Source organism: Streptomyces longisporus (assembly GCF_039532765.1).
GTDB classification, from domain to species: Bacteria; Actinomycetota; Actinomycetes; order Streptomycetales; family Streptomycetaceae; genus Streptomyces; species Streptomyces longisporus.
In genome coordinates this window covers 98,845-123,105 of the sequence record NZ_BAAASG010000023.1, presented here as the reverse complement: position 1 = coordinate 123,105, position 24,261 = coordinate 98,845, and the positions used below count along the sequence as shown (strand labels likewise).

Below are 24,261 nucleotides of genomic sequence, written 5' to 3'. Positions count from 1 at the left end.
GGGGCGCACAGTCTGCCGGAAGCGCCGCCCGGGGGCGAGGGATACGCATCGTTGCGAGCGCGTCACGCTGTCGGTGGCATGCGGCAGGATGGGCCGGATGAGCGAGGAGAGCCTTCCGTGGGACGCCGGTCCGGGGCACGCGGACGCGCTGCCGGAGTACGCCGAGCGGGTACTCGAGGTCGCCGAACTGATCCCGCCCGGGCGTGTCATGACGTACGGGGACGTCGCCGAATGGCTGGAGCAGGGCGGCCCCCGTCAGGTCGGCCGAGTGATGGCCCTTTACGGCGGAGCCGTCCCGTGGTGGCGCGTCGTGCGCGCGGACGGCGCCCTGCTCCCGGGACACGAACTGCGTGCTCTCGATCACTACCGCGCTGAGGGCACCCCCCTGAAGGAGGCGAGCAGGACCGCCGAGGGTCACCTGCCGCGCCTCGACATGAGGCGGGCGCGATGGGACGGCGGCGAACGCGCAGACGGTCACACCTGAAAGCTTCCGCCATGGGACGGGCCGGTGTGTGACCCGTGATCCGTACGGGGGACGAGGGGCACGTTTGTGGCATGGCGTACGTTCGTGGGACGAGGGACGTGCGGGATACGCGTGTCGCGAGGGAAGAAGAGGAAGCCCTGCTTCCGCAACCTGCGTCGGCGTAGCGTCGGCTGCACCTGCCCCCCTCACCTCCCGATCACCGCCGTGCACGTGCGGTGGTCCGACGACCAGTACGACCACCAGGACCGGCGAACCACGTGAGCTCCTCTTCCTCCACCAGGCGCCTGTCGCACCCCCGGGTGCGACAGGGGGGCCGCGGCGCCTACCGACTGCTGCGTACCCCGCCGAGCCGACAGGATCCCCCTCGTCTTGACGCGCCACAGCGCTCCGTGGTTGACCACAAGGCCGGACCGCTGCTCGTCCTCGCAGGTCCGGGCACCGGCAAGACCACCACGCTCGTCGAGTCCGTGGCGGCGCGGATCGCCCGTGGCGGGGACCCCGAGCGCATCCTGGTGCTGACGTTCAGCCGCAAGGCGGCCGTCGAACTGCGCGACCGCATGGCACTGCGCATAGGGGCGGCACGCGCGCCCCAGGCGACCACCTTCCACTCGTTCTGCTACGCCCTGGTCCGCGCCCACCAGGACAACGACCTGTTCGTGGAACCGCTGCGGCTGCTGTCCGGCCCCGAGCAGGACGTGACCGTCCGGGAACTGCTCGCGGGCCAGGCCGACCTGGAACGGCTCGGCCTGGCACATGTGCGCTGGCCCGACGAACTGCGGGCCTGCCTGACCACCCGGGGCTTCGCCGACGAGGTCCGCGCGGTCCTCGCCCGAAGCCGCGAACTGGGCCTCGGACCCGGCGCGCTGGACGCCTTCGCCCGCCGCATCGGCCGCCCCGACTGGCGTGCCGCGGCCACCTTCCTCGCCGAGTATCTCGACGTGCTCGACCTGCAGGGCGTGCTGGACTATGCGGAACTGGTCCACCGCGCGGTCCTCCTCGCCCGCCGCCCCGAGGCCGCCGAGCGGCTCGCCGCGCGCTACGACGCCGTCTTCGTGGACGAGTACCAGGACACGGACGCCGCCCAGGTACGGCTGCTGCACGCCCTCGCAGGCGGCGGCCGCACCCTCGTCGCCTTCGGCGACCCCGACCAGTCGATCTACGCGTTCCGCGGTGCGGACGTGGGCGGCATCCTCGAGTTCCCGGGCGCCTTCCCGCGCGCGGACGGCCGCCCCGCGCCCGTCGAGGTCCTGCGCACCTCGCGCCGCTCCGGTGCCGCCCTGCTCGCCGCGACCCGGCTGCTCACCCAGCGCATGCCGCTCACCCGGCTCCCGGCCGAGAAAGTACGCGCGCATCGCGACCTCACCCCGGTGCGGGACGGCGGCCGCGTCGAGGTGTACACGTACCCGACGCCCGGCACCGAGCTGGACAACATCGCCGACATCCTGCGCCGGGCACACCTGGAGGACGGCGTCCCCTGGCGTGAGATGGCCGTACTGGTGCGGGCCGGATCGCGCACCATTCCCACGGTCCGCCGCGCGCTCACCGCGGCGGGCGTGCCCCTGGACATCGACGGTGACGACCTGCCGCTGCGGCACGAACCGGCCGTGGCACCGCTGCTGACGGCACTGCGGGCGGTGGCCGAGGCGGAGGCGGCGCGGACCGAAGTGCCGGACGCCGCAGGTGCCGAGCCCGCCTCCGAAGGCGCCCTGCCCGAGGAGGACGGTCCCGAAGAGGCCGTCTCTCCAGGGCCCGTCTCCGAAGAGACCGGGACCGCCGCGTGCTGGCTCGCCACCGAAACCGCCCTGACCCTGCTGGCCTCCCCCCTGGCCGGCATGGACGCAGCCGACCTGCGCCGCCTCGGGCGTGCCCTGCGCGACGAGGAGCGGGCCGCGGGAAACCCGCTGCCGCCGCCCTCGGACGAGCTGCTCGCGCGGGCGCTGGCCGAGCCGGAGCGCCTCGTCGCGCACGACCCCGCGTACGCGCGGGGCGCCCAGCGGCTCGGCGCACTGCTGCGCGCCGCCCGCGAGCGCCTCGCGAGCGGCGGCACGGCCGAAGAGGCCCTGTGGGACCTGTGGGACGGCACACCGTGGCCGGCCCGGCTGGAGCGGTCCGCGCGGCGCGGCGGCGCCGCCGGGCGCAACGCCGACCGCGACCTGGACGCCGTGTGCGCACTGTTCGCGACCGCCGCGCGCGCGGAGGAGCGCACCGGCGGCCGGGGCGCCCTCAACTTCCTGGAGGAGATCGAGGCCGAGGACATCGCCGCCGACACCCTCACGCGGCGTGCCGTCCGCCCCGACGCCGTACGCCTGATGACCGCGCACCGCTCCAAGGGCCTGGAGTGGCGCCTGGTCGTCGTCGCGGGCGTGCAGGAGGGACTGTGGCCGGACCTGCGCCGCCGGGGCTCCCTCCTGGAAGCCGACCGCATCGGCCGCGACGGACTCGCCGAACCGCTCACCCCGGGCGCGCTGCTCGCGGAGGAACGCCGCCTGTTCTACGTGGCCGCCACGCGCGCGCGTGAACGTCTCGTCGTCACCGCGGTGAAGGCCCCCGCGGACGACGGTGACCAGCCCTCCCGCTTCCTCACCGAGCTCGGCGTCGAACCCAGGGACGTCACGGGCCGCCCGCGCCGCCCGCTGTCCGTCGCCGCGCTCGTCGCCGAACTGCGCGCCACCACCGTCGACCCGCGCGTCTCGGACACCCTCAGGGAGGCCGCCGCCCACCGCCTGGCCCGGCTCGCCGCGCTCGCCGACGAGGACGGCCGCCCACTCGTCCCCTCCGCCCATCCCTACCGCTGGTGGGGCATGTACGAGCCGACCGAGAGCAAGGTGCCGCTGCGCAACCGCGACCAGCCCGTCGTGCTCTCGGGCAGCGCCCTCGACCAGCTCGCCAACACCTGCGCCCTGCAGTGGTTCCTGAGCCGCGAGGTGAAGGCCGACGCGCCCGCGACGGCCGCCCAGGGCTTCGGCAACGTGGTGCACGTCCTCGCCGACGAGGTCGCCTCCGGACACACTCCCGCCGACCTCGCCGTCCTCATGGAGCGCCTGGACTCCGTGTGGAACGCGCTCGCCTTCGACGCGCCGTGGAAGTCGGCGCAGGAGAAGGAGAACGCGCGCGTGGCGCTCGAACGCTTCCTGAAGTGGCACGTCATGGACCGCACCGGCCGCACTTCGGTGGCCAGCGAGCACGGCTTCGACGTCACCCTCGAAGCGGGCGAGTACGAGGTCCGCATCCGTGGCTCCATGGACCGCGTCGAGGCCGACGGCGAGGGCCGCGCCTACGTCGTCGACTTCAAGACCGGCAAACAGGCGCCCACCGCCCGCGAGGTGGCGCGCCACCCCCAGCTCGCCGTCTACCAGCTCGCCGTGCGCGAAGGCGCCGTCGACGAGGTCTTCGACGGCGTGCGTCCCGAACCCGGCGGCGCCGAACTGGTCCAGCTGCGCCAGGGCGCCGCCCGGCGCGACGGCGGCGAGACCCTGCCCAAGGTGCAGGCCCAGGACCCCATCGAGCGTGCGGCGGGGGAGTGGGTCGGCGAGCTGCTGGCCAACGCCGCCGGGAAGGTCCTCGACGAACGGTTCACACCCAGCGCCGGCCAGCACTGTTCGCACTGCGCCTTCCAGGCGTCCTGCAGTGCGAGGGCCGAAGGGCGACACGTGGTCGAGTGACGCGTGCGATCTTCCGGGCCCTTTGTGATCGACCCCACCACGCGTGCTGACCTGCGCTTCTCCCCGCCCGGAGGTCGATTCGGGCCTCCACTGTCAGTGGCCGCCGCTAGCCTCTCTGACGTGCCGCCCCGTATCACCGATCCCGATCAGCTCAAGGAGCTCCTCGGGATTCCGTTCACCCCGGAGCAGACGGCCTGCATCATCGCGCCGCCCGCCCCGCAGGTGATCGTGGCCGGAGCCGGATCGGGCAAGACGACGGTGATGGCCGCACGCGTGGTGTGGCTGGTCGGCACCGGGCAGGTCGCCCCCGAACAGGTCCTCGGTCTCACCTTCACCAACAAGGCGGCCGGTGAACTCGCCGAGCGCGTCCGCAAGGCGCTCGTCAAGGCGGGCGTCACCGACCCGGACGTCATCGACCCGGACCATCCGCCGGGCGAGCCCGTGATCTCGACGTACCACGCCTTCGCGGGCCGCCTCCTGACCGACCACGGCCTGCGCATCGGCCTGGAACCGACCGCCCGTCTGCTCGCCGACGCCACCCGCTACCAGCTCGCCGCGCGCGTACTGCGCGAGGCCCCGGGCCCCTACCCGGCGCTCACCCGCTCCTTCGCGGACCTCGTCAGCGACCTGCTCGCCCTCGACGCCGAACTCGCCGAGCACCTCGTACGGCCCGAGGAACTGCGCGCGTACGACACCGGGCTGCTGCGCACCCTGGAGGGCGTCAAGCTCACCAACGCCGACCTGCGCAAGGTCCCCGAAGCCGCTGCCGCCCGCCGTGAACTCGCCGACCTGGTGGTGCGCTACCGCGCCGCCAAACGCGAGCGCGACCTCCTCGACTTCGGCGACCAGATCGCCCTGTCCGCACAGCTCGCCCGCATCCCCGAGGTGGGCCGCATCCTGCGCGACGAGTTCCGTGTCGTCCTCCTCGACGAGTACCAGGACACCTCGGTCGCCCAACGCATCCTCCTGGCGGGCCTGTTCGGCGACGGAACCGGCCACCCCGTGACCGCAGTCGGCGACCCCTGTCAGGCGATCTACGGCTGGCGCGGCGCCTCCGTCGCCAACCTGGACGACTTCCCGGAGCACTTCGCGCACCCCGGCGGCCGCCCGGCCACCCGCCAGGCACTGAGCGAGAACCGCCGCAGCGGCGGCCGTCTCCTCGACCTCGCCAACGGCCTCGCGGAGCCCCTGCGCGCCATGCACGCGGGCGTGGAGGCCCTCCGCCCGGCTCCCGGCGCCGAACGCGACGGCATCGTGCGCTGCGCGCTGCTGCCCACCCACGCCGAGGAGATCGACTGGATCGCCGACTCCGTCGCCCACCTCGTCGACACCGGGAAGGCGCCCGGTGAGATCGCCGTCCTGTGCCGTACGGCAACCGACTTCGCCGAGATCCAGGGTGCGCTCGTCGCCCGGGACGTCCCCGTCGAGGTGGTCGGCCTGTCCGGGCTGCTGCACCTGCCCGAGATCGCCGACCTGGTCGCCGTCTGCGAGGTCCTCCAGGACCCCGGCGCCAACGCCTCCCTGGTCCGCCTGCTGACCGGCCCGCGCTGGCGCATCGGCCCCCGCGACCTCGCCCTCCTGGGACGCCGCGCCCGGCTCCTCGTCGCCCACGCGCGCGTGGGCGACGATGACGACCCCGACCGTCGGCTGGCCGAAGCCGTCGAGGGAGTCGACCCGTCCGAGGTGACCTCCCTCGCGGACGCCCTGGACACGTTCCTGGAGATGCCGCTCGACGCCGAACAGGAGGACGACGGGCTGCCCTTCTCCCCGGACGCGCGCGTGCGGTTCGCCCGCCTGGCCGCCGAACTGCGCGACCTGCGCCGTTCACTGGCCGACCCGCTCATGGACGTCCTGCACCGTGTCCTCGCCGTCACCGGCCTGGAAGTGGAGCTGTCGGCGTCCCCGCACGCCCTGGCCGCCCGCCGCCGCGAGACCCTCTCCAACTTCCTGGACATCGCCGCCTCCTTCGCCGCCGGCGACGGCGAGGCCACCCTGCTCGCCTTCCTCGGCTTCTTGCGCACCGCCGCCCAGTACGAGAAGGGCCTCGACAACGCCCTGCCAGGGGGCGAGAACACCGTGAAGGTCCTCACCGCCCACAAGTCCAAGGGCCTGGAGTGGGACGTGGTCGCCGTCCCCGGCCTGGTCACCGGCACCTTCCCCAGCACCCAGGGCCGCGAGAAGTGGACCGCCCAGGGCAAGGTCCTGCCCCACGAACTGCGCGGCGACGCCGACACCCTCCCCGACGTCGACTCCTGGGACTCCCGAGGCCTCAAGGCCTTCCAGGAGGCCATGAAGGAACACCAGCACACCGAGGAACTCCGCCTCGGCTACGTCACCTTCACCCGCCCCCGCTCCCTTCTCCTCGGCTCCGGCCACTGGTGGGGCCCCACCCAGAAGAAGCCCCGCGGCCCGTCCGACTTCCTGCAGGCCCTCCACGACCACTGCGCGGCCGGATACGGCGAGATCGAGGCGTGGGCGGACGAACCCCCCGAGGGCGAGGAGAACCCGGCCCTGCACACGGCGACCGCCGACCAGGTCTGGCCCCTCCCCCTGGACGAGGCATCCCTGGCCCGGCGCCGGACGGCCGCCGAAACGGTCCTCGCCCACCTGGAGGACCTCGCCTCCCACCTGGACGGCCACCCCGCCGCCACACACGACCCGGACAGTCACGACGACCCGGAGTGGCCCCCGCCGCCGGACGACGAGGACCTGCCGTACGAAGCGGACCTGCCGTACGGAGAGGAGGACCTCTTCGCCGAGGAGAACCCGGCCGACTGGGACGCCTGGTCCACGGACCGCCCGACCGTCCCGCACCAGGCAGCGGCTCCGGAGGAAACCGGGCACCAGGGCGCACGCCCACACCCCGCCACACCGAAAGCCGCTGCCGAGCGCGCCCGCACCACCCCTGGCCGCCGCGCCGCCGCCCCCACCCGCCTCACCCCGGAAGAGGCCCGCACCCTCGCCTCCTGGGACCGCGACCTCGACGCCCTCACCGGCGAACTCCTGCGCGCCCGGGAGGCCGTCACAGACGTCCCCCTCCCGGCGTCCCTCACCGCTTCCCAGGTGCTGCGCCTGGCCACCGACCCCGACGGTTTCGCGCAGGAACTCGCACGCCCCATGCCGCACCCCCCGCAACCCGCCGCGCGCCGGGGCACCCGCTTCCACGCCTGGGTCGAGGCCCGCTTCGAAGAACTCACCCTGCCGATGCTGGAACCCGAGGAACTGCCCGGCAGCGAGACCGAGATCGCCGACGAACGCGACCTGGAAGCCCTCAAGGACGCCTTCGAACGCACCGAGTACGCCCACCGCACACCCCACCGCGTCGAAGCGCCCTTCCAGCTCGCCATCGCCGGTCGTGTCGTCCGGGGCCGCATCGACGCCGTCTACAAGGACGACGACGGCAACGGGACGACGTACGAGATCGTCGACTGGAAGACCAGCCGCTCGCGCACCGCCGACCCCCTCCAGCTCGCCCTCTACCGGCTCGCCTGGGCCGAGCAGCAGGGCGTGCCCCTGGAGTCCGTCAACGCCGCGTTCCTGTACGTACGCACTGGTGAGGTTGTACGACCGGAAGGCCTGCCGGACCGGGCCGCACTGGAGCGGCTGCTGCTGGACGAGCCGGCCGCACAAGCAAACTGTGAGGAACCGCCCACCGAGGATGTCAGTGCGGGCCGATAGGCTCGTGACCATGAGCCAGCCCGTTGACAGTGCCGTCAGCGCCGTCCGTACGTATATCGAGCAGCACCGCGCCGCCTTCCTCGACGACCTCGCCGAGTGGCTGCGCATCCCGTCCGTGTCGGCCCAGCCCGACCACGCACCCGATGTACGACGCAGCGCAGACTGGCTCGCCGCCAAACTCAAGGACACCGGCTTCACCACCGCGGAGGTCTGGGAGACACCGGGCGCCCCGGCCGTCTTCGCCGAGTGGCCCGCCACCGACCCCGCGGCACCCACCGTCCTCGTCTACGGCCATCACGACGTGCAGCCCGCCGCCCGCGAGGACGGCTGGGACAGCGACCCCTTCGAACCCGTCGTCCGCGGAAACCGTCTCCACGCGCGCGGTGCGGCCGACGACAAGGGCCAGGTGTTCTTCCACACACTCGGCGTTCGCGCCCACCTCGCCGCCACCGGCCGCACCGCCCCCGCGGTCAACCTGAAGCTGCTGATCGAGGGCGAGGAAGAGTCCGGCTCACCGAACTTCCGCACCCTCGTCGAACAGCACGCCGACCGGCTCGCCGCCGACGCCGTGATCGTCTCCGACACCGGGATGTGGTCCGAGGACACCCCCACCGTGTGCACCGGCATGCGCGGCCTCGCCGAGTGCGAGATCCACTTCTCCGGCCCCGACCAGGACATCCACTCCGGCTCCTTCGGCGGCGCCGTCCCCAACCCGGCCACCGCCGCCGCCCGCCTGGTCGCCGCCCTGCACGACGAGCACGCACGCGTGGCGATCCCCGGCTTCTACGACGGCATCGTCGAACTCACCGACCGCGAACGCGAACTCTTCGCCGAACTGCCCTTCGACGAGCAGCAGTGGCTGCGCACCGCCAAGTCGTACGCCACCCACGGCGAGGCCGGACACACCACCCTGGAGCGCATCTGGGCCCGCCCCACCGCCGAGGTCAACGGCATCGGTGGCGGCTTCCAGGGCCCCGGCAGCAAGACGATCATCCCGTCCACGGCCATGGTGAAGCTCTCCTTCCGCCTGGTCGCGGGCCAGGACCCCGACCACATCGAGAAGGCCGTCCGCGCCTGGGCCGCCGAGCAGGTGCCCGCCGGGATCCGGTACGAGATCACGTTCGCCGCGGCCACCCGCCCGTGCCTGACACCACTGGACCACCCCGCCCTGCAGTCCGTCGCCCGCGCGATGGGCCGCGCCTTCGACAAGCCCGTCCGCTTCACCCGCGAGGGCGGCTCCGGACCCGCCGCCGACCTCCAGGAAGTCCTCGGGGCAGCCGTGCTCTTCCTGGGCATCTCCGTCCCCTCCGACGGCTGGCACGCCCCGAACGAGAAAGTCGAGCTCGACCTGCTCCTCAAAGGCGTCGAGACCAGCGCACACCTGTGGGCCGACCTCGCCGACACCTGGCGCCATGCACCCTGAGCGCCCCGCGCCGTCCGTAGCGGCACCGCGCGCGGGGCACACTGAAAGAGCCGCCCCGCACCGCCCAGCCCCGCCGGACCCGTTCGCCTCCCGCCGTCCGTACCGCCGTACCGCCCGCCGAAACAATCCGTTCCACTGGGGGAGTTGGAAGCACCCGTGACCACCTGGACCGACCACACCGCCGACCGCCCCATCTCCCTCACCGCCCCCAGCGGCATCGACCGCGCCGCCCACCACCGCCTCGACGAGGCCTGGCTCGCAGCGGCATGGAGCCACCCCACGACCCGCTGCTTCGTGGTCTCAGGCGGCCAGGTCCTCATCGACGAGACGGCCGACGGCCGCACCGAACTCGTCATGACCCCCTCCTTCGAAGCCCCCCTGACCGAGGCCCACCGCTACTTCCTGGGCACCGACGAGGAGGGCATCAGCTACTTCGCCCTCCAGAAGGACGCCCTGCCCGGCCGCATCGACCAGTCGGCACGCCCCGCGGGCCTGCGCGAGGCCGGCCTCCTGCTGTCCCCCCGCGACACCGGCCTGATGGTGCACGCGGTCGGCCTGGAGAACTGGCAGCGCACCCACCGCTTCTGCTCCCGCTGCGGCGAACGCACGGTCATCGCCGCCGCCGGCCACATCCGCCGCTGCTCCGCCTGCGGCGCCGAGCACTACCCGCGCACCGACCCCGCCGTGATCATGGCCGTCACCGACGAGGAGGACCGCATCCTGCTCGGCCGGCAGGTCCACTGGCCCGAAGGCCGCTTCTCCACGCTCGCCGGCTTCGTCGAACCCGGCGAGTCCATCGAGCAGTCGGTGCGCCGCGAGGTCTTCGAGGAGGCCGGCATCACCGTCGGCGCGGTCGAGTACGTCGCCAGCCAGCCCTGGCCCTTCCCGTCCAGCCTCATGCTCGGCTTCATGGCCCGCGCCACCTCCACCGAGATCAACGTCGACGGCGACGAGATCCACGAAGCCCGCTGGTTCTCCAGAGACGAACTCGGCGCCGCCTTCGAAGCCGGCGAGGTACTGCCCCCCTACGGCATCTCCATCGCCGCCCGCCTGATCGAGATGTGGTACGGCAAGCCCCTGCCGACGAGGAGCTTCGTCTGAACCGGACGCCGCGATGACAGACCCGTACTGGAACCACAACGTCCACTACCATCCCGCCGTCCTCGCAGCCGTCCCCGACGGCTGCCGGACCGCCCTGGACGTCGGATGCGGTGACGGGCTGCTCGCACGCAAGCTGGCACAGAAAGCCGAATCGGTGACAGGCATGGACCGCTCGCCGGAAATGATCCGGCTCGCGCGCGAGCAGACACCGGACAACGTCACATTCCAGGAGGGCGACTACCTCGACGACACCCTCCCCGAGAGCACGTACGACTTCGTCAGCGCCGTCGCCGTGGTCCACCACGCACCGTTCGAGGACGCCGTGCGGGGCCTGGTACGACTGCTCGCCCCCGGCGGCAGACTGATGATCGTCGGGATGGCGTACAACCACACCGCCCTCGACTGGGTGATCAGCGGCTGCGGCCTGCCCTTCAGCCTGCTGAACGCACGGCTGCGAGGCGGCAAACGGGGCCCGGCCGGCATGCCCGTCAAGGACTCGGCCATGCACTGGACCGAGGCCCGCAAAGCCGCACACCGTCTGCTGCCCGGCTGCCGCTTCCGCCGCCGACTGCTGTGGCGCTACACCGCAGTGTGGGACAAACCACAAGAAGGCGGTTCCTGAGCCGACTCAGGAACCGCCCTCCGGACAAAACCCTGCGACGCCTACGCGCCGATCTTCTGCTTCACCTGCGCCAGCGACGGATTCGTCAGCGTCGAACCATCCGGGAACAGCACCGTCGGCACCGTCTGGTTTCCGCCATTCGCCTTCTCCACGAACGCCGCGGAATCCGGGTCCTGCTCGATGTTGATCTCGTTGTACGCGATGCCCTCACGGTCCATCTGGCTCTTCAGCCGACGGCAATAGCCACACCACGTGGTGCTGTACATCGTCACAGTGCCCGGCATGTCTCTCGCGCTCCTCAGCTGCTCGGGGATGCTTAGTCGCAGAGATGGAACGTACTTGAAACAGCCACCATTCCCGCACGCGGTACCGCACCCCACGTGACGCCTGCCGCATTAGTACGACTGCAGGTACCTGCCTGTGGACAACCACCGCACCCGTCTCCGACGACCTGGCAGCATGGCCATGTGACAGCAGCAACGCACTCCACGCTCTTCCCCCAGGTACCGGACACACCCGATGCCGTGCTCGAAGGGCTCGACCCCGAACAGCGCGAGGTGGCCACCGCCCTGCGCGGACCGGTGTGCGTACTGGCCGGCGCCGGAACCGGCAAGACCCGGGCGATCACCCACCGCATCGCCTACGGAGTCCGCGCCGGAATTCTCCAGCCCTCCAGCGTGCTCGCCGTCACCTTCACCAACCGCGCCGCCGGCGAGATGCGCGGCCGACTGCGCCACCTCGGCGCCGCCGGAGTCCAGGCCCGCACCTTCCACTCGGCCGCCCTGCGCCAGCTCCAGTACTTCTGGCCGAAAGCAGTCGGCGGCTCCATGCCACGGCTCGTCGACCGCAAGATCCAACTCGTCGCCGACGCAGCCGCCGCCTGCCGCATCCGCCTCGACCGCGGCGAGCTGCGGGACGTCACCGCCGAAATCGAATGGTCCAAGGTCACCCAGACCGTCCCCGCCGACTACGCCCCCGCCGCCGCCAAGGCCGGCCGCGACACCCCCCGCGACCCGGCCGAGATCGCCCAGCTCTACTCCGTCTACGAAGACCTCAAACGGGACCGCTCCGTCATCGACTTCGAGGACGTCCTGCTGCTCACCGTCGCCATCCTCCAGGACCGGCACGACATCGCCGACCAGGTCCGCTCCCAGTACCAGCACTTCGTCGTCGACGAGTACCAGGACGTCAGCCCCCTCCAGCAGCGACTCCTCGAACTGTGGCTCGGCGAACGGGACAACCTGTGCGTCGTCGGCGACGCCAGCCAGACGATCTACTCGTTCACCGGAGCGACCCCCGACCACCTCCTCGACTTCCGCACCCGCCACCCCGGAGCCACCGTCGTCAAACTCGTCCGCGACTACCGCTCCACCCCCCAGGTCGTCCATCTCGCCAACGGCCTCCTCGCCCAGGCCCGAGGCCGCGCAGCCGACCACCGCCTCGAACTGATCTCACAACGCGACCCGGGCCCCGAACCCGGCTACACCGAGTACACCGACGAACCCGCCGAAGCCGAGGGCGCCGCCCGCCGCATCCGCGAACTCATGGACGCCGGCGTCCCCGCCAGCGAAATCGCCATCCTGTTCCGGACGAACTCCCAGTCCGAGACCTACGAACAAGCCCTCGCCGACGCCGGGGTCCCCTACCAGCTGCGCGGCGCCGAGCGGTTCTTCGACCGCCCCGAGGTACGCAAGGCCGGCGTCGCCCTGCGCGGCGCGGCACGCTTCGGCGGCAACGACTCCCTCCTCGACGACGCCGTGGACCTGCCCTCCCAGGTACGTGCCGTGCTCTCCGGAGAAGGCTGGACGCCCCAGCCCCCAGCAGGCTCCGGCGCGGTCCGAGAGCGCTGGGACTCCCTCGCCGCCCTCGTGAACCTCGCGCACGACTTCGCCGCCGCCAAACCCGCCGCCACCCTCAGCGACCTCGTCGCCGAACTCGACGAACGCGCCAACGCCCAGCACGCCCCCACCGTCCAGGGCGTCACCCTGGCCTCCCTCCACTCCGCCAAGGGCCTCGAATGGGACGTCGTCTTCCTGGTCGGCGTCGCCGAGGGCATGATGCCGATCACCTACGCCAAGACCGACGAGCAGATCGAGGAGGAACGCCGCCTCCTCTACGTCGGCGTCACCCGGGCCAGGGAGCGCCTTCACGTCTCCTGGTCGCTGTCCCGCTCACCCGGCGGCCGCCCCAACCGCCGTCCCAGCCGCTTCCTGGACGGCCTGCGACCGGGCTCCACCGCCACCGTCGGCCGCACCGCGGCGAGCGGCGCAGGGGGAGTCGAGCGCGGCTTCACCAGCAGACCGGACGCCGTACCCCGGCGCACACAGCGCACCCCGGCCCGCTGCCGGGTCTGCGGGCGCACACTCACCGACGCCGGCGAGATGAAACTGATGCGCTGCGAGGACTGCCCCACCGACATGGACGAGGGCCTCTACCAGCGACTGCGCGAGTGGCGCGCGGACCAGGCGCAGCGCAGCGGACAGCCCGCCTTCTGCATCTTCACCGACAAGACACTGATGGCCATCGCCGAGGCCGCCCCCGACGAGGAGGGCGAACTGGCACGGATCCCCGGAGTCGGCGTACGCAAGCTCAACCGCTACGGGGCCGATGTCCTGGCTCTCTGCGCAGGCCGCGAACCCGGAGAACAGGACGAAGGGGACTGATTCAAACTCGTCGAAAAAATAGTTTGCGCATGCCCCAGCAATCCCCATAGGTTCTTAGGCACGGGGACGGAGGCCTTCTCGGAGGCCCCGATTCCGTGTTCTACTTGCATATCCGTCGGACTGGCTCACCCCCAGTCCCCCGAGACGCCGAGAGGAGGCGATTGAAGTGATCAGCATCAGCACCAGCTCCGTCAGCACCGCCAAACTGACCGATCGCTCGGTCGTCTCCACGTGCATGCTCGGCGCCTCCAACCAGGGCACCGGTCTGTCCGGCATTCGTGCCGGTCGTCTGGCGTCCGCCCTCGTTTCTCTCACGGGTCTTCCCATCCGTGAGCGCAATGAGCGACCGACCAAGGCACTGGAAGCAGTAGTGGCACAGGCGCAGGCCTATGCCTTTACGGCGGCCGGTGCCGGAAGCCGGAAGCAGACGACGCAGCACCACCTGATGTGGGCCTTCCGTGGGCCAGAACCCTGGAGTGATCCAGCCTGATCGCCGATCAGGCCGGCGCCTTCAGGGCCGCGGAACCCCATCCGGGATCCGCGGCCCTTCTGTTTTCCCCGAACGGGGACAACGGAGCGAAGGGGCCTCGGGACAAGAGCTGAACCCGGTACCAGCCGCCACCCGGTCCAACAGGACCGGAACGACCAGACGAGGAAGACGAACCGTGCAACTCGAAGCGCACGCCCCGTCCGTACCGCCTTCCGAAACGATCCCCCCGCCCGGCCTCACGGAGGACTCCACCTTGATCCCGCTCACTGCGCTCACCGCGCTCGACGACGCCATCGAGAACCTCGGCGTACCCGTCCCCTGCCGCTCCTACGACCCGGAGGTCTTCTTCGCCGAGTCGCCGGCCGACGTCGAGTACGCCAAGTCCCTCTGCCGCACCTGCCCGCTGATGGAGGCCTGCCTCGCCGGCGCCAAGGAGCGGCGTGAGCCCTGGGGCGTCTGGGGTGGCGAGCTGTTCGTCCAGGGTGTCGTCGTCGCCCGGAAGCGGCCGCGTGGCCGCCCGCGCAAGAACCCGGTCACAGCATGAACATCACCGGAACCATCGACCGCCCCCTCACGAACGACCCCAAGAAGCAGGCCCCGATGAAGCCGTCCACCAACGAGCCCGCCGGCTCCGCGATCGAAGATTTCACCACCACAGGCGCGACGGGCTCGCGTCAGAACAGGACCCGAGAGATGCAACTCCTCCAAGAAGCCCTGGCTCGTGCGCATATGCACGACCAACTGCATGAGGCCGAGCGGGAACGCCAGGCAGCGCGCCTGGCGACCGCCCGCCGGATGCAGCGCCGGGCAGAGCGCGCCTCGATGCGCGCCCGCCGCGCGCTCGCCATGGCGGTCATGCAGTAACCGATCACACCTGAAGCGGTGGCCTCCCGACCCCGGGAGGCGGTAGCTCCCCGCGGGGGCCGGTCCGTCCGAACGGACCGGCCCCCGCGGTGCGTTGTGCCCGCGATCCACCCACCGCGGCGTTATCGTCACCGGGTGACGAGTCTTCCCGGAGGCAGTGACGACTCAGGCTCCCCCGCGGAGCCCCCACCCCTGGTGTGCGGCCGCTGTGGCGCCTGGGCGGCGGGTCCGCAGCCCACCTGGACCTGCTCCGTGGAAAACGGCGCTCGCCAGTATTTCTGCGACGGCTGCTCGCGGGAGAACCTCAGGGCGATCGAGGGGCGGCTGGACTCCGCCTGGTGGTGAGACGTCCCTCTGGGGGCCTCCCCCCCCGCCCCCGCCCCCACCCCTCCGAGAGAAAGCCCCGCAGCCCACAGCGAGGCAGCACAACCCGCCGGCCCGCAGCAGCGCAGCCTGGGCCCGGCAGCCTCCAGTAGCGGCCGGGCCCGGCAGGCCGATCAAGCCTCCGCGGCCGGCTCCTCCTCAGTGGCTTCCTCTGCGAACCCAGGCAGCCACTCCTCCAACTCCTCGCGCAGTCGCACCGTCGACCCCAGCTGGCACAGCACGCCGATTGTGCTCAAGGTCACCCGGTGTATCAGCAGGTACGCCGGTGGCAGGTTCAGCTGCTTGCCCAGCTGGTAGGCGGGGGAGCGGGGATCGGCGATGCGGGCCGCCTGGCTGCGCATCCAGCCGCGGGTGAAGGTGAACTCGTCGACCCGGGCCGGTTCGATGATCGGCAGGAGATAGTCGAGGACGGCGCTCGGATCCAGCTCGATGGATTCCTTGACGAAGCCCTCCGCGCAGAGGAGTTCGTAGACGGCCTCCGCCTCGCCGTCGAGGGTCATGCGCAGCGAGTCTCCGATGGGGGCCGGCAGGCCGCCCGGGAGGCGGTCGACCGTGCCGAAGTCCAGAACACCCAGGCGCCAGTCGTCCTCGCCGCCGGGGCCGCCGGGCAGCAGTCGGAAGTTGCCAGGATGCGGGTCGGCATGGAGCAGGCCGGTGCGGGCCGGGCCCGAGAAGAGGAAGCGGGCCAGGAGCTGACCGGCCCGGTCGCGCTGTTCCCGGGTGCCGCCCGAGATGATCTCCGAGAGGGGGATTCCGTCGATCCACTCGGTGATCAGGACCTGGTCGCACTGGTGAACCACACCCGGCACCACCACGTCCGGATCGTGCATGAACTCCTCGGCGTGCGCCTGCTGGGCCTGGGCCTCCAGACCGTAGTCCAGCTCCTCCGAGACCCGGTCCCTGAGCTCCGCGATCAGAGGCTTGATGTCCATGCCGGGGATCAGCGGGCCCAGTAGACGGGCGAAACGGCTCAACTGGTTCAGGTCCGACAGGAGGGCCTCGCCGGCACCCGGGTACTGCACCTTGACCGCCACCTCGCGGCCGTCGTGCCACACCCCGCGGTGGACCTGTCCGATCGAGGCCGCGGCGGCTGGCTTGTCCTCGAACTCCAGGAACAGGTCGGGCCAGTCCTCGCCGAGCCGCTCATCCAGCACGCGGTGCACGGTGCTGGTCGGCATCGGCGGCGCGGCCTCCTGCAGCTTCGTCAGCGCCGCACGGTAGGGGCCGGCGACCTCCTCGGGCAGTGCCGACTCGAAGACCGACAGGGCCTGGCCGAACTTCATGGCCCCGCCCTTGAGCTCGCCGAGCACCTTGAACAGCTGCTCCGCCGTGCGCTGTTGCAGCTCGCGGCCGACGATCTCCGCCGACTCCCCGACGATCCGCTTGCCCAGTCCCCAGGTCGCCCGTCCGGCGAAGCCGAGCGGGAGCGCGGCGAGCTTGGCGGTCCGGGTGACCGCCTTGCGGGGAAGATCAGACATGCGCCCTCCAAGTCCCTGCCGGCCGCGCCGCTTGTGCCGTACGGCTCAGCTCCTTCGGCGACCGTTGCCCCCTCATTGTCTCGTGTGACTCCTCGTCCTCGGAGGTGTGTTCTCCCTTACCTTTGTCCGCGGCCCCGCAGGAGCATGCGGGATGTGCCCAGACCGGTCGTGCATGCCAGGTCAGAGCGGGCAGGGACACCTCCCAGCGTGCTCCGGCGCTCGTCGGGACCCGGCCGTCCAGGAAGGCGAGGGCGTGTGCGGCCGCAAGCCCGGCCACCGTCGTGGCCAGCGCAAGGTCGCAGGGCCGGGCCTGGCGTGGGGTGCCGGAGCGCCATTGCGCGACCAGCCGGGGCCAGGCCGGATCCCGATCGGTGCGGCCCTCGTGCAGACAGCCCGCGCAGCCCGTCTCACCGGGAAGGACGAGGGGTCCGACGACGCCGGTCGCCTCCACGACCCCGGCGTACAGATGCGGTGTACCCGAGGCGATGAGGGGTTCGGCGGTGGACGGGGCGGGGGCGTGGACGGCGACGTCGTCGCGTGGGGCGAGGATCACCAGGGAGAAGCCGGGCTCGCCGTCCGGGGGCGGGGCCGTGTTGCTGCGGCGCGGCGGGCGGTCGGGGGCGGACCGGCGTACGGTCTGCCGGGCGGCTTCGTCCCTGCGGTCGCCGATGGACTCGGCGGGCAGGCCGCCCGGCGCCACGTCGCCGGCCTCGACCTTGCCGACGTCCCGCACATCGACCTCACCGATGCCGGCGCCCGCCAGCAGTGAGGCCAGCATCGAGCCCACCCGGCCCGCACCCCGTACCTGTACCCGCAGTGAGCGGCGCGCGGCCAGGCGGCTGATGGCGTCGCCCGGTTCGGTGGTGGTCAGGGAGAGTGAGGCGAGGTCCGGGCGCAGCCGGGCGAGGACGTCTTTCTTGGCGCGCAGTGCGTCGGCGGCCGGCCCGCCGCCCTTTGCGTCGTCGAGGAGGCCGGCCCGTGCCAGCCGCTCCACCAGTCTGTCGACGTGACCGTCGGGCAGGTCCATCCGGCGTCCCTCCTCGCGTAGGAGGGGCAGTCCGCGGGTGCCGTTGAGCAGGTCCAGGAAGCTGCCCGTTGCCGTGTCCACCGGCCCCAGCGTGAGTGCGTGCGCCGGTGCCATTCCGAACTGCACGGTGTTGAGATCGCGCCAGCCGCGCCTGAGCGCCGGCTTCATGATCGGCGCGAGCGGAACCATCGCATCCATGACAGGCCCCCGTAGCCCTCGTAGAACATTCCCGTCCGCCGGTGGAGCTCGGTCGGCGGGCGGTCGATGGTCGGTCGACGGTCCGTCGTGGCTGTGCCGGCGAGAACCAGCATGCCCGGACGGGCGGACAGGTGCCGAAAGTTGTCCACAGGCGGTGGATATTTGTCGTACAAATCAAACGCTTGGTGGCGGATCGAGACGGAACCGTCCAGGAGTCGGGACTTCCCGCGTGTGCAGCGGGTAACGTCGGGGCGTGCCCGCCGACCCACTGCACCGCGCCGGAATGCCACAGCGCAGCACGACGAGCCAGCCGCCGAGCGGCTCGGGGGCGAGCGCGATCGAGGTCCGCAGGAGCTCCCGTCGGCGCAGGACGGTCTCCGCGTACCGCGAGGGCGATCGCACCGTCGTGCTCATCCCTGCCCGGATGTCCGAGGCGGAGGAGCAGCGCTGGGTGACGGTCATGCTCGACAAGCTGGCCGCCCAGGAGAGCAAACGGGTCCTCGGTGACGACGAGCTGACCGAGCGGGCCGAACGGCTGTCGGCTCAGTACTTCGACGGCCGCGCGCGGCCCACCTCGGTGCGCTGGGTCACCAACCAGAACACGCGCTGGGGCTCGTGCACCCCCGCAGAGGGCAGTATCCGTCTGTCGCACCGGCTGCAGGGCATGCCCGAGTACGTCGTCGACTACGTCCTCCTCCACGAGCTGGCGCATCTGCTGGTGCCGGGGCACGGTCCCCGCTTCTGGCGGCTCCTCGAGGCGTATCCGCGCACGGAACGGGCCCGTGGTTACCTCGAAGGAGTGGTCGCCGCCGAACGGTTGCCGCATCTGCCGGGGGCTCGCGGGGAGTGACGGCCACCGTGGGGCGGTGGTTGTGTACCGGGTCTGTACCGACTTCATCCGGTGTCCGAGTTAGCCGTTAACCTGGCGCGACGCACTCGCATTCGGGATGGGGGACGGTCGTTACGCATGGCCAGGGAATTCCAACGCGGCCACAAGGCCAGGATCAGTGACCTCACCGCGGGCACCGATCTGTACGTAGGCGTGCAGATCAGCGGCCCCGGACTGACCTTCGACATCAGCTGCTTCGGTCTTGACGCCGACGAACGGCTCTCGGACGACCGCTACTTCGTCTTCTTCAACCAGCCGAAGTCCCCCGAGGAGTCCATTCAGCTGCTGGGTGCCCAGGCGGGTGACACGGAGTCCTTCCGGGTCACGCTCGACCGGATCCCGGCGCAGATCCGGAAGCTGTCGTTCACGGCGACGATCGACGGCGCCGGGCAGATGTCGCAGATCGCCCCCGGATACCTCCGTATCGTCGCGGGCGGCGAGGAGGTGGCCCGGTACGCCTTCAACGGCTCGGAGTTCTCCACCGAACGGGCCGTCATGCTGGGCGACTTCTACCTCAAGGACGTCTGGCGGTTCGCGGCCGTGGGGCAGGGCTTCGACGGCGGCCTCGAGGCGCTGCTGAAGAACTTCGGCGGCGAGGTCATGGAGGAGGAGGCACCCGCGGCGCCTGCTCCGCAGCAGCCCGGGACCGGAGCCGCTCCCGCCTTCGCCCCGCCCGCGTTCGGCGCCCCGGCCGCCCCAGCCCCCGCACCCGCCCCGGCCCCGCAGGGCTTCGCGCCGCCCCCGGCACCGACTCCGCCCCCGGCGCCCGCACCCGCGCCGAATGTGCACGCAGCGCCCACCATCGTCGCGCCCATGTCCCCGCCCGGCGGCGGCCAGGTGCACCCGCCGGCCCCGGCGCCCGCGCCCTACGGCCAGCCGCCCCAGCAGCCGTTCGGCCAGAGTGCACCGCCGCCACCCGGCTACGCCCAGCCCCCGGCTCCGCAGGCCCCGCACGCCCCGGGCCCGCCGCCCGGCTACGGTCATCAGCCCCCGTTCGGGCAGGTCCCGGGACAGCAGGCGCCCTACGGCGCGCCCCAGGGTGCCCCCCAGGGCGGCGCCGGGGTGAGCGCGGCGCTGCAGATGTTCAAGGAGACGCCCACCGGGCAGCGCTGGACGCAGCAGAACAGCAAGCTGATCCGTGTCGACCTCGGCATGGGCGGCCAGCCGGTGCTCGCCCGGCAGGGCAGCATGGTGCTCTACCAGGGCAAGGTCGACTTCGGCTACAAGGGTGCGGGCTTCGCGGGCCGGATCGTGGGCAACGCGACCGGCCAGGAGATGCAGCTGATGCGCTGCACCGGCCAGGGGCAGGTGTTCCTCGCGGAGAACGCCACCTATCTGCACCCCATCGAGCTCCAGGGCGACGCGATCTGTGTCTCCGCCGAGAGCGTCCTCGCCTTCGACGAGGGCCTCCAGTACGAGGTCCGCCGCATCGAGGGACACGGCATCCCCGGGGGCGCGCTGTTCACGATGCAGTTCCAGGGCACCGGCACGATCGTCGTCAAGACGCACGGCACGCCCGTGGTGCTGCCGGTCACGCCGACCACGTTCGCCGACGCCAACGCCGTGGTGGCCTGGTCGGCCGCCTCCCAGGTGATCGTCTCCAGCCAGGTCCGCATGCGCCGCAACGCCTACCCGGGCGACACCGGCGAGAGCGTCAACCTGCAGTTCCGGGGCGCGCCCGGCAACTTCATCGTCGTCCAGCCGTACGAGGTCTGAGGGAGCCCGTCATGAACCAGCCACTCGCGGGCTATGCCCCCGCACCCGTCACCGTCCGTATGGAGAACCACGGCGACCACATGCTGAAGGTCGCCATGCAGATTGGAAACGACATCCTCGCGCGCGTGGGCTCGATGATCGCCTACGAGGGTTTCATCCAGTACGAGCCCAACCCGCCGGCCGTGCGCCAGATCGCCCGTGACTGGATCACCGGCGAGGGCGCGCCGTTGATGAAGTGCTCCGGCGACGGACTGCTCTACCTCGCCGACTACGGCGCGAACGTCGTCGTGATCAACCTCAACGGCGACGGGATCTCCGTCAACGCCACCAACCTGCTCGCCTTCGACGCGCACCTCACCTGGGGGGTCGAGCGGGTCAAGGGGCTGGCGAAGTTCGCCGGGCAGGGCCTGTGGAACACCAAGATCTCCGGGCAGGGCTGGGTCGCGCTGACCTCCCGGGGCAAGCCGATCGTCGTCGACTGCGGCGGCGGCGAGGACGAGACGTACGTCGACCCGGACGCGCTCGTCGCCTGGTCCCCGAACCTCAAGGTGAAGGGCAAGCGCAGCTTCAAGGCGCAGTCGCTGATCGGCCGCGGCAGCGGCGAGGCCTACCAGATGGCCTTCTCCGGTCAGGGCATCGTCGTCGTCCAGCCCAGCGAGGACAGCACCGACCGCCTGCGGTTCCGGGGCTGAGGGGGAGCCAGAGACACCATGCAGAGTCCGCTTTTCGCCTTCAACGACTCGCAGTCCCAGGAGCGCTACAGCCTGCAGAACAAGCAGATGCTGCGCGTCACCCTGGAGGGCCACGACGACATCCTGGCGCGCAAGGGCACCATGGTCGCCTACCAGGGGCTCGTCGAGTTCGACGCGGAGTACCAGAGCAACCAGCAGGCACGCGCGCGTGCGCGCACCGGCGAGGGCCTCAGCCTGATGCGCTGCCACGGGCAGGGCACGGTCTACTTCGCCAACCTCGCCCAGCACATCCATGTCGTGGACGTGGAGCAGGACGGCCTGACCGTGGACAGCAGCTACGTCCTCGCGATGGACTCCTCGCTGCACCACGAGGTCATCGCCGTCGACAGCCTCTACGGCATCTCCGGCTCGGGGAAGTACCAGCTCAACATCACCGGCCGCGGCAAGGTCGCCCTGATGACCTCGGGTGCGCCGCTGATGATGCAGGTCACGCCCGACAAGTACGTCAACTGCGACGCCGACGCGATCGTCGCCTGGTCGACCGGGCTGCGCGTCCAGATGCAGGCCCAGACGCACTCCTCCGGGGTGTGGCGGCGCCGCGGCAACACCGGTGAGGGCTGGGAACTCAGCTTCATGGGCAGCGGCTACGCGCTCGTCCAGCCCAGCGAACTGCTGCCGCCGCAGAACGCCCAGATCGGATCGGGCCTCGCCGCGCAGTACGGCATGGGGCAGCACGGGGCGCGGGCCCAGAACCAGGGCAACGTCTGGAGCTGATCGTCCGGACAACCAACGTAAGGGGCGTCCGCGAGTGCGGGCGCCCCTTACACGTGGCCGAGGGCCGCGGGCTCTTCGAGGCTCACAGCCTGGCGCGGGTCGCTTCCAGCAGCCGTACGACCGACTCGTCGGCCACGTCCGCCACCTCGTCGTAGGCGAACCAGCGCAGGTCGAGGGACTCGTCGCTGATCTCCTGGACCGCCCCGGGCGGAGCCACGACCGCGTACTGCACGTCGAAATGCCAGTGGCAGGGCGCCGGGATCGGATGCCGGTCCAGGCGCACCGGGCCGCCCGGCAGCAGCCGCAGACCGGCGATGCCCGACTCCTCGGTGGCCTCGCGCAGGGCCGCCGCCTGGAGGGAGGTGTCCTCCGGCTCGCAGTGGCCGCCCATCTGCAGCCACATCTGGAGCTTCCGGTGGAGGGTCAGCAGCACCCGCCCGCGCGACGGGTCGACCACCAGCGCGCTCGCCGTGACGTGGCCCGCGTGGCAGGCCTTCCACATGCCGTCCGGATGGGCCGCCAAGTGGTCCAGATACGCCTGGCGCAGCTCTTCCTGGTCCTCGTACCCCTTCAGGACGAGGACCGCGTCGTCGTACAGGTTCACTCGGTGCCGTCGCCCTTGTCGTCGTCCTGGGAAGCGTCGTCCTTCTTCAGGTTCGGCTTCTGCGTCGAGCCGCCGCCCGCCGCCTCGCCGAGCATCTTGTCCAGCTCGGAGAAGTCCAGCTGCTCGCGGTGCACGAAGCCGTCCGGGTCGTCGAGGTCGGAGGCCGTCGGAAGCATGTCCGGGTGCGACCACAGGGCGTCCCGGCCGTCCACTCCGCGGGCGTCCGTGAGCGAGGCCCACAGGCGGGAGGCGTCGCGCAGGCGGCGCGGGCGCAGCTCCAGGCCGATCAGCGTGGCGAACGTCTGCTCCGCAGGCCCGCCCGTCGCACGGCGGCGGCGCAGCGTCTCGCGCAGCGCGTCCGCGGACGCCAGACGCGGCTTCGCCGCCGCGTGCACCACCGCGTCGACCCAGCCCTCGACGAGCGCCAGGGCCGTCTCCAGACGGGCCAAAGCCGCCTTCTGCTCCGGGGTGTCCTCCGGCTGGAACATGCCCTGCTGCAGGGCGTCCTGCAGCTGCTCGGGGTTCTGCGGGTCGAACTGGCCGACCACGTCCTCCAGCTTGGCCGTGTCGACCTTGATCCCGCGCGCGTACCCGTCGACCGCGCCGAACAGGTGCGAGCGCAGCCACGGCACATGTGCGAACAGGCGCTGGTGGGCGGCCTCGCGCAGGGCGAGATACAGCCGCACCTCCTCCTTCGGCACACCCAGGTCCTTGCCGAACGCCTCGACGTTCACCGGCAGCAGCGCGGCCTTGCCGGCCGGGCCGAGCGGCAGGCCGATGTCGGTGGAACCGACGACCTCGCCCGCGAGCACCCCGACGGCCTGCCCGATCTGCGTGCCGAACATCGCGCCGCCCATGGAGCGCATCATGCCGATCAGCGGGCCCGCCATGGCCTGCATCTCCTCCGGCAGGACATCGCCCATCGCCGCGCCGACCCGCTCGGCGACCGGGTCGACGAGCTCCTGCCACGCGGGCAGCGTCGCCTCGACCCACTCCGCACGCGACCACGCCACCGCGGATCCGGCACCGGACGGCAGCGACGTCGCGTCGTCCAGCCACAGGTCGGCGAGGCGGACGGCCTCCTCGACCGCGGTGCGCTCGGCGGCGCCGACACTCGCGTCCTTGGTGCCGTCAGGGGTGCCCTGGGAGACCGTCTGGCGGGCGATCTGCTTGGCCATCTCCCAGTTCACCGGGCCGCCCTCGTAGGAGAGCATCTGGCCCAGCTGCTGGAAGGCGGCACCCAGGTCGGTGGGGTTCAGCGAACCGAACATCGCAGCGAGCGGATTGTCCGCACCGGGGCCGCCGAAGCCTCCGGCCCCCGGCAGCCCGCCGAAACCGAACGGGTTGGCCGGTCCCTGACCACCACCGCTCTGCTGGTCCTTCTTCTTGCCCTCGTCGCCGTCTTCCGGCTCCTCCGGCGGAAGGCCGAATCCGAATGGGGTGTCACTCACGGGATTCCTCGGCTGGTAAGGCCGCCGGGTTCTCTCCGACGGCACGGCTGCCCGATAACAC

At 71.6% G+C, this 24,261-nt stretch carries 20 protein-coding genes; 15 read left to right on the top strand and 5 right to left on the bottom strand.

Going from position 1 to position 24,261, the window contains the following annotated elements; all coding sequences use genetic code 11:
- Positions 1-97: 97 nt before the first annotated feature.
- The 6 genes from ABD355_RS37050 to ABD355_RS37025 all read left to right on the top strand — a co-directional run bounded on the left by ABD355_RS37050 (position 98) and on the right by ABD355_RS37025 (position 10,970).
- A complete protein-coding gene (locus ABD355_RS37050) occupies positions 98-484 on the top strand; it encodes an MGMT family protein (protein ID WP_344405417.1) in 387 nt (128 codons plus the stop codon).
- A 257-nt stretch (positions 485-741) separates the two neighbouring features.
- Positions 742-4,146 carry an ATP-dependent helicase gene (locus ABD355_RS37045; RefSeq protein ID WP_344405416.1) on the top strand — a complete coding sequence of 1,135 codons (3,405 nt, stop codon included), beginning with the start codon at positions 742-744 and terminating at the stop codon, positions 4,144-4,146.
- Between the two features lie 120 nt (positions 4,147-4,266).
- A complete protein-coding gene (locus ABD355_RS37040) occupies positions 4,267-7,824 on the top strand; it encodes an ATP-dependent helicase (RefSeq protein WP_344405415.1) in 3,558 nt (1,185 codons plus the stop codon).
- A 10-nt stretch (positions 7,825-7,834) separates the two neighbouring features.
- On the top strand, positions 7,835-9,247 hold the full coding sequence (locus ABD355_RS37035; protein WP_344405414.1) for a dipeptidase: 1,413 nt from the start codon (positions 7,835-7,837) through the stop codon (positions 9,245-9,247).
- Between the two features lie 156 nt (positions 9,248-9,403).
- Complete coding sequence (gene nudC, locus ABD355_RS37030) at positions 9,404-10,348, top strand: NAD(+) diphosphatase (protein ID WP_344405413.1); 945 nt, start codon at positions 9,404-9,406, stop codon at positions 10,346-10,348.
- A 13-nt stretch (positions 10,349-10,361) separates the two neighbouring features.
- Entirely contained in the window at positions 10,362-10,970 is a 609-nt protein-coding gene (locus ABD355_RS37025) for a class I SAM-dependent methyltransferase (RefSeq protein WP_344405412.1), read from the top strand.
- A 41-nt stretch (positions 10,971-11,011) separates the two neighbouring features.
- Here ABD355_RS37025 and ABD355_RS37020 read toward each other — a convergent pair whose 3' ends face one another.
- Entirely contained in the window at positions 11,012-11,254 is a 243-nt protein-coding gene (locus ABD355_RS37020) for a mycoredoxin (RefSeq protein ID WP_115906059.1), read from the bottom strand.
- Between the two features lie 183 nt (positions 11,255-11,437).
- On the opposite strand from ABD355_RS37020, the gene ABD355_RS37015 reads away from it, so the two are divergent.
- The 5 genes from ABD355_RS37015 (at position 11,438) to ABD355_RS36995 (ending at position 15,332) form a co-directional block, all read left to right on the top strand.
- On the top strand, positions 11,438-13,633 hold the full coding sequence (locus ABD355_RS37015) for an ATP-dependent DNA helicase UvrD2 (protein WP_344405411.1): 2,196 nt from the start codon (positions 11,438-11,440) through the stop codon (positions 13,631-13,633).
- A 166-nt stretch (positions 13,634-13,799) separates the two neighbouring features.
- Positions 13,800-14,123: a hypothetical protein gene (locus ABD355_RS37010; protein WP_344405410.1), complete on the top strand. Its 324-nt coding sequence runs from the start codon at positions 13,800-13,802 to the stop codon at positions 14,121-14,123.
- 175 nt (positions 14,124-14,298) lie between these two features.
- A complete protein-coding gene (locus tag ABD355_RS37005) occupies positions 14,299-14,667 on the top strand; it encodes a WhiB family transcriptional regulator (RefSeq protein WP_020119791.1) in 369 nt (122 codons plus the stop codon).
- The gene (locus tag ABD355_RS37000; protein WP_344405408.1) at positions 14,664-14,987 is read left to right on the top strand and encodes a hypothetical protein; all 324 of its coding nucleotides are present in this window, start codon (positions 14,664-14,666) and stop codon (positions 14,985-14,987) included. The genes ABD355_RS37005 and ABD355_RS37000 overlap by 4 nt, the downstream gene beginning before the upstream one ends.
- A 135-nt stretch (positions 14,988-15,122) precedes the next feature.
- Positions 15,123-15,332, top strand: a complete 210-nt coding sequence (locus ABD355_RS36995; RefSeq protein WP_344405407.1) for a hypothetical protein — start codon at positions 15,123-15,125, stop codon at positions 15,330-15,332.
- Positions 15,333-15,484: 152 nt separating this feature from the next.
- Here ABD355_RS36995 and ABD355_RS36990 read toward each other — a convergent pair whose 3' ends face one another.
- Positions 15,485-16,849, bottom strand: coding sequence for an ABC1 kinase family protein (locus ABD355_RS36990; RefSeq protein ID WP_344405406.1), 1,365 nt, complete (start codon positions 16,847-16,849; stop codon positions 15,485-15,487).
- Complete coding sequence (locus ABD355_RS36985) at positions 16,842-18,074, bottom strand: TOMM precursor leader peptide-binding protein (RefSeq protein ID WP_344405405.1); 1,233 nt, start codon at positions 18,072-18,074, stop codon at positions 16,842-16,844. Before ABD355_RS36985 ends, ABD355_RS36990 begins: the two co-directional genes overlap by 8 nt.
- Positions 18,075-18,327: 253 nt before the next feature.
- Here ABD355_RS36985 and ABD355_RS36980 point away from each other — a divergent pair, with 253 nt between their 5' ends.
- The 4 genes from ABD355_RS36980 to ABD355_RS36965 all read left to right on the top strand — a co-directional run bounded on the left by ABD355_RS36980 (position 18,328) and on the right by ABD355_RS36965 (position 22,145).
- Complete coding sequence (locus tag ABD355_RS36980) at positions 18,328-18,924, top strand: M48 metallopeptidase family protein (protein WP_344405403.1); 597 nt, start codon at positions 18,328-18,330, stop codon at positions 18,922-18,924.
- A gap of 117 nt (positions 18,925-19,041) precedes the next feature.
- A complete protein-coding gene (locus ABD355_RS36975; protein WP_344405402.1) occupies positions 19,042-20,679 on the top strand; it encodes a TerD family protein in 1,638 nt (545 codons plus the stop codon).
- 11 nt (positions 20,680-20,690) lie between these two features.
- Positions 20,691-21,371, top strand: a complete 681-nt coding sequence (locus ABD355_RS36970; protein WP_344405401.1) for an AIM24 family protein — start codon at positions 20,691-20,693, stop codon at positions 21,369-21,371.
- A gap of 18 nt (positions 21,372-21,389) precedes the next feature.
- A complete protein-coding gene (locus tag ABD355_RS36965) occupies positions 21,390-22,145 on the top strand; it encodes an AIM24 family protein (RefSeq protein ID WP_344405400.1) in 756 nt (251 codons plus the stop codon).
- Between the two features lie 82 nt (positions 22,146-22,227).
- Here the strand turns inward: ABD355_RS36965 and ABD355_RS36960 are convergent, their stop codons facing one another.
- Together ABD355_RS36960 and ABD355_RS36955 are read right to left on the bottom strand one after the other, a co-directional pair.
- Complete coding sequence (locus ABD355_RS36960) at positions 22,228-22,749, bottom strand: NUDIX hydrolase (protein WP_344405399.1); 522 nt, start codon at positions 22,747-22,749, stop codon at positions 22,228-22,230.
- On the bottom strand, positions 22,746-24,200 hold the full coding sequence (locus ABD355_RS36955) for a zinc-dependent metalloprotease (protein WP_344405398.1): 1,455 nt from the start codon (positions 24,198-24,200) through the stop codon (positions 22,746-22,748). The genes ABD355_RS36960 and ABD355_RS36955 overlap by 4 nt, the downstream gene beginning before the upstream one ends.
- Positions 24,201-24,261 lie beyond the last annotated feature (61 nt).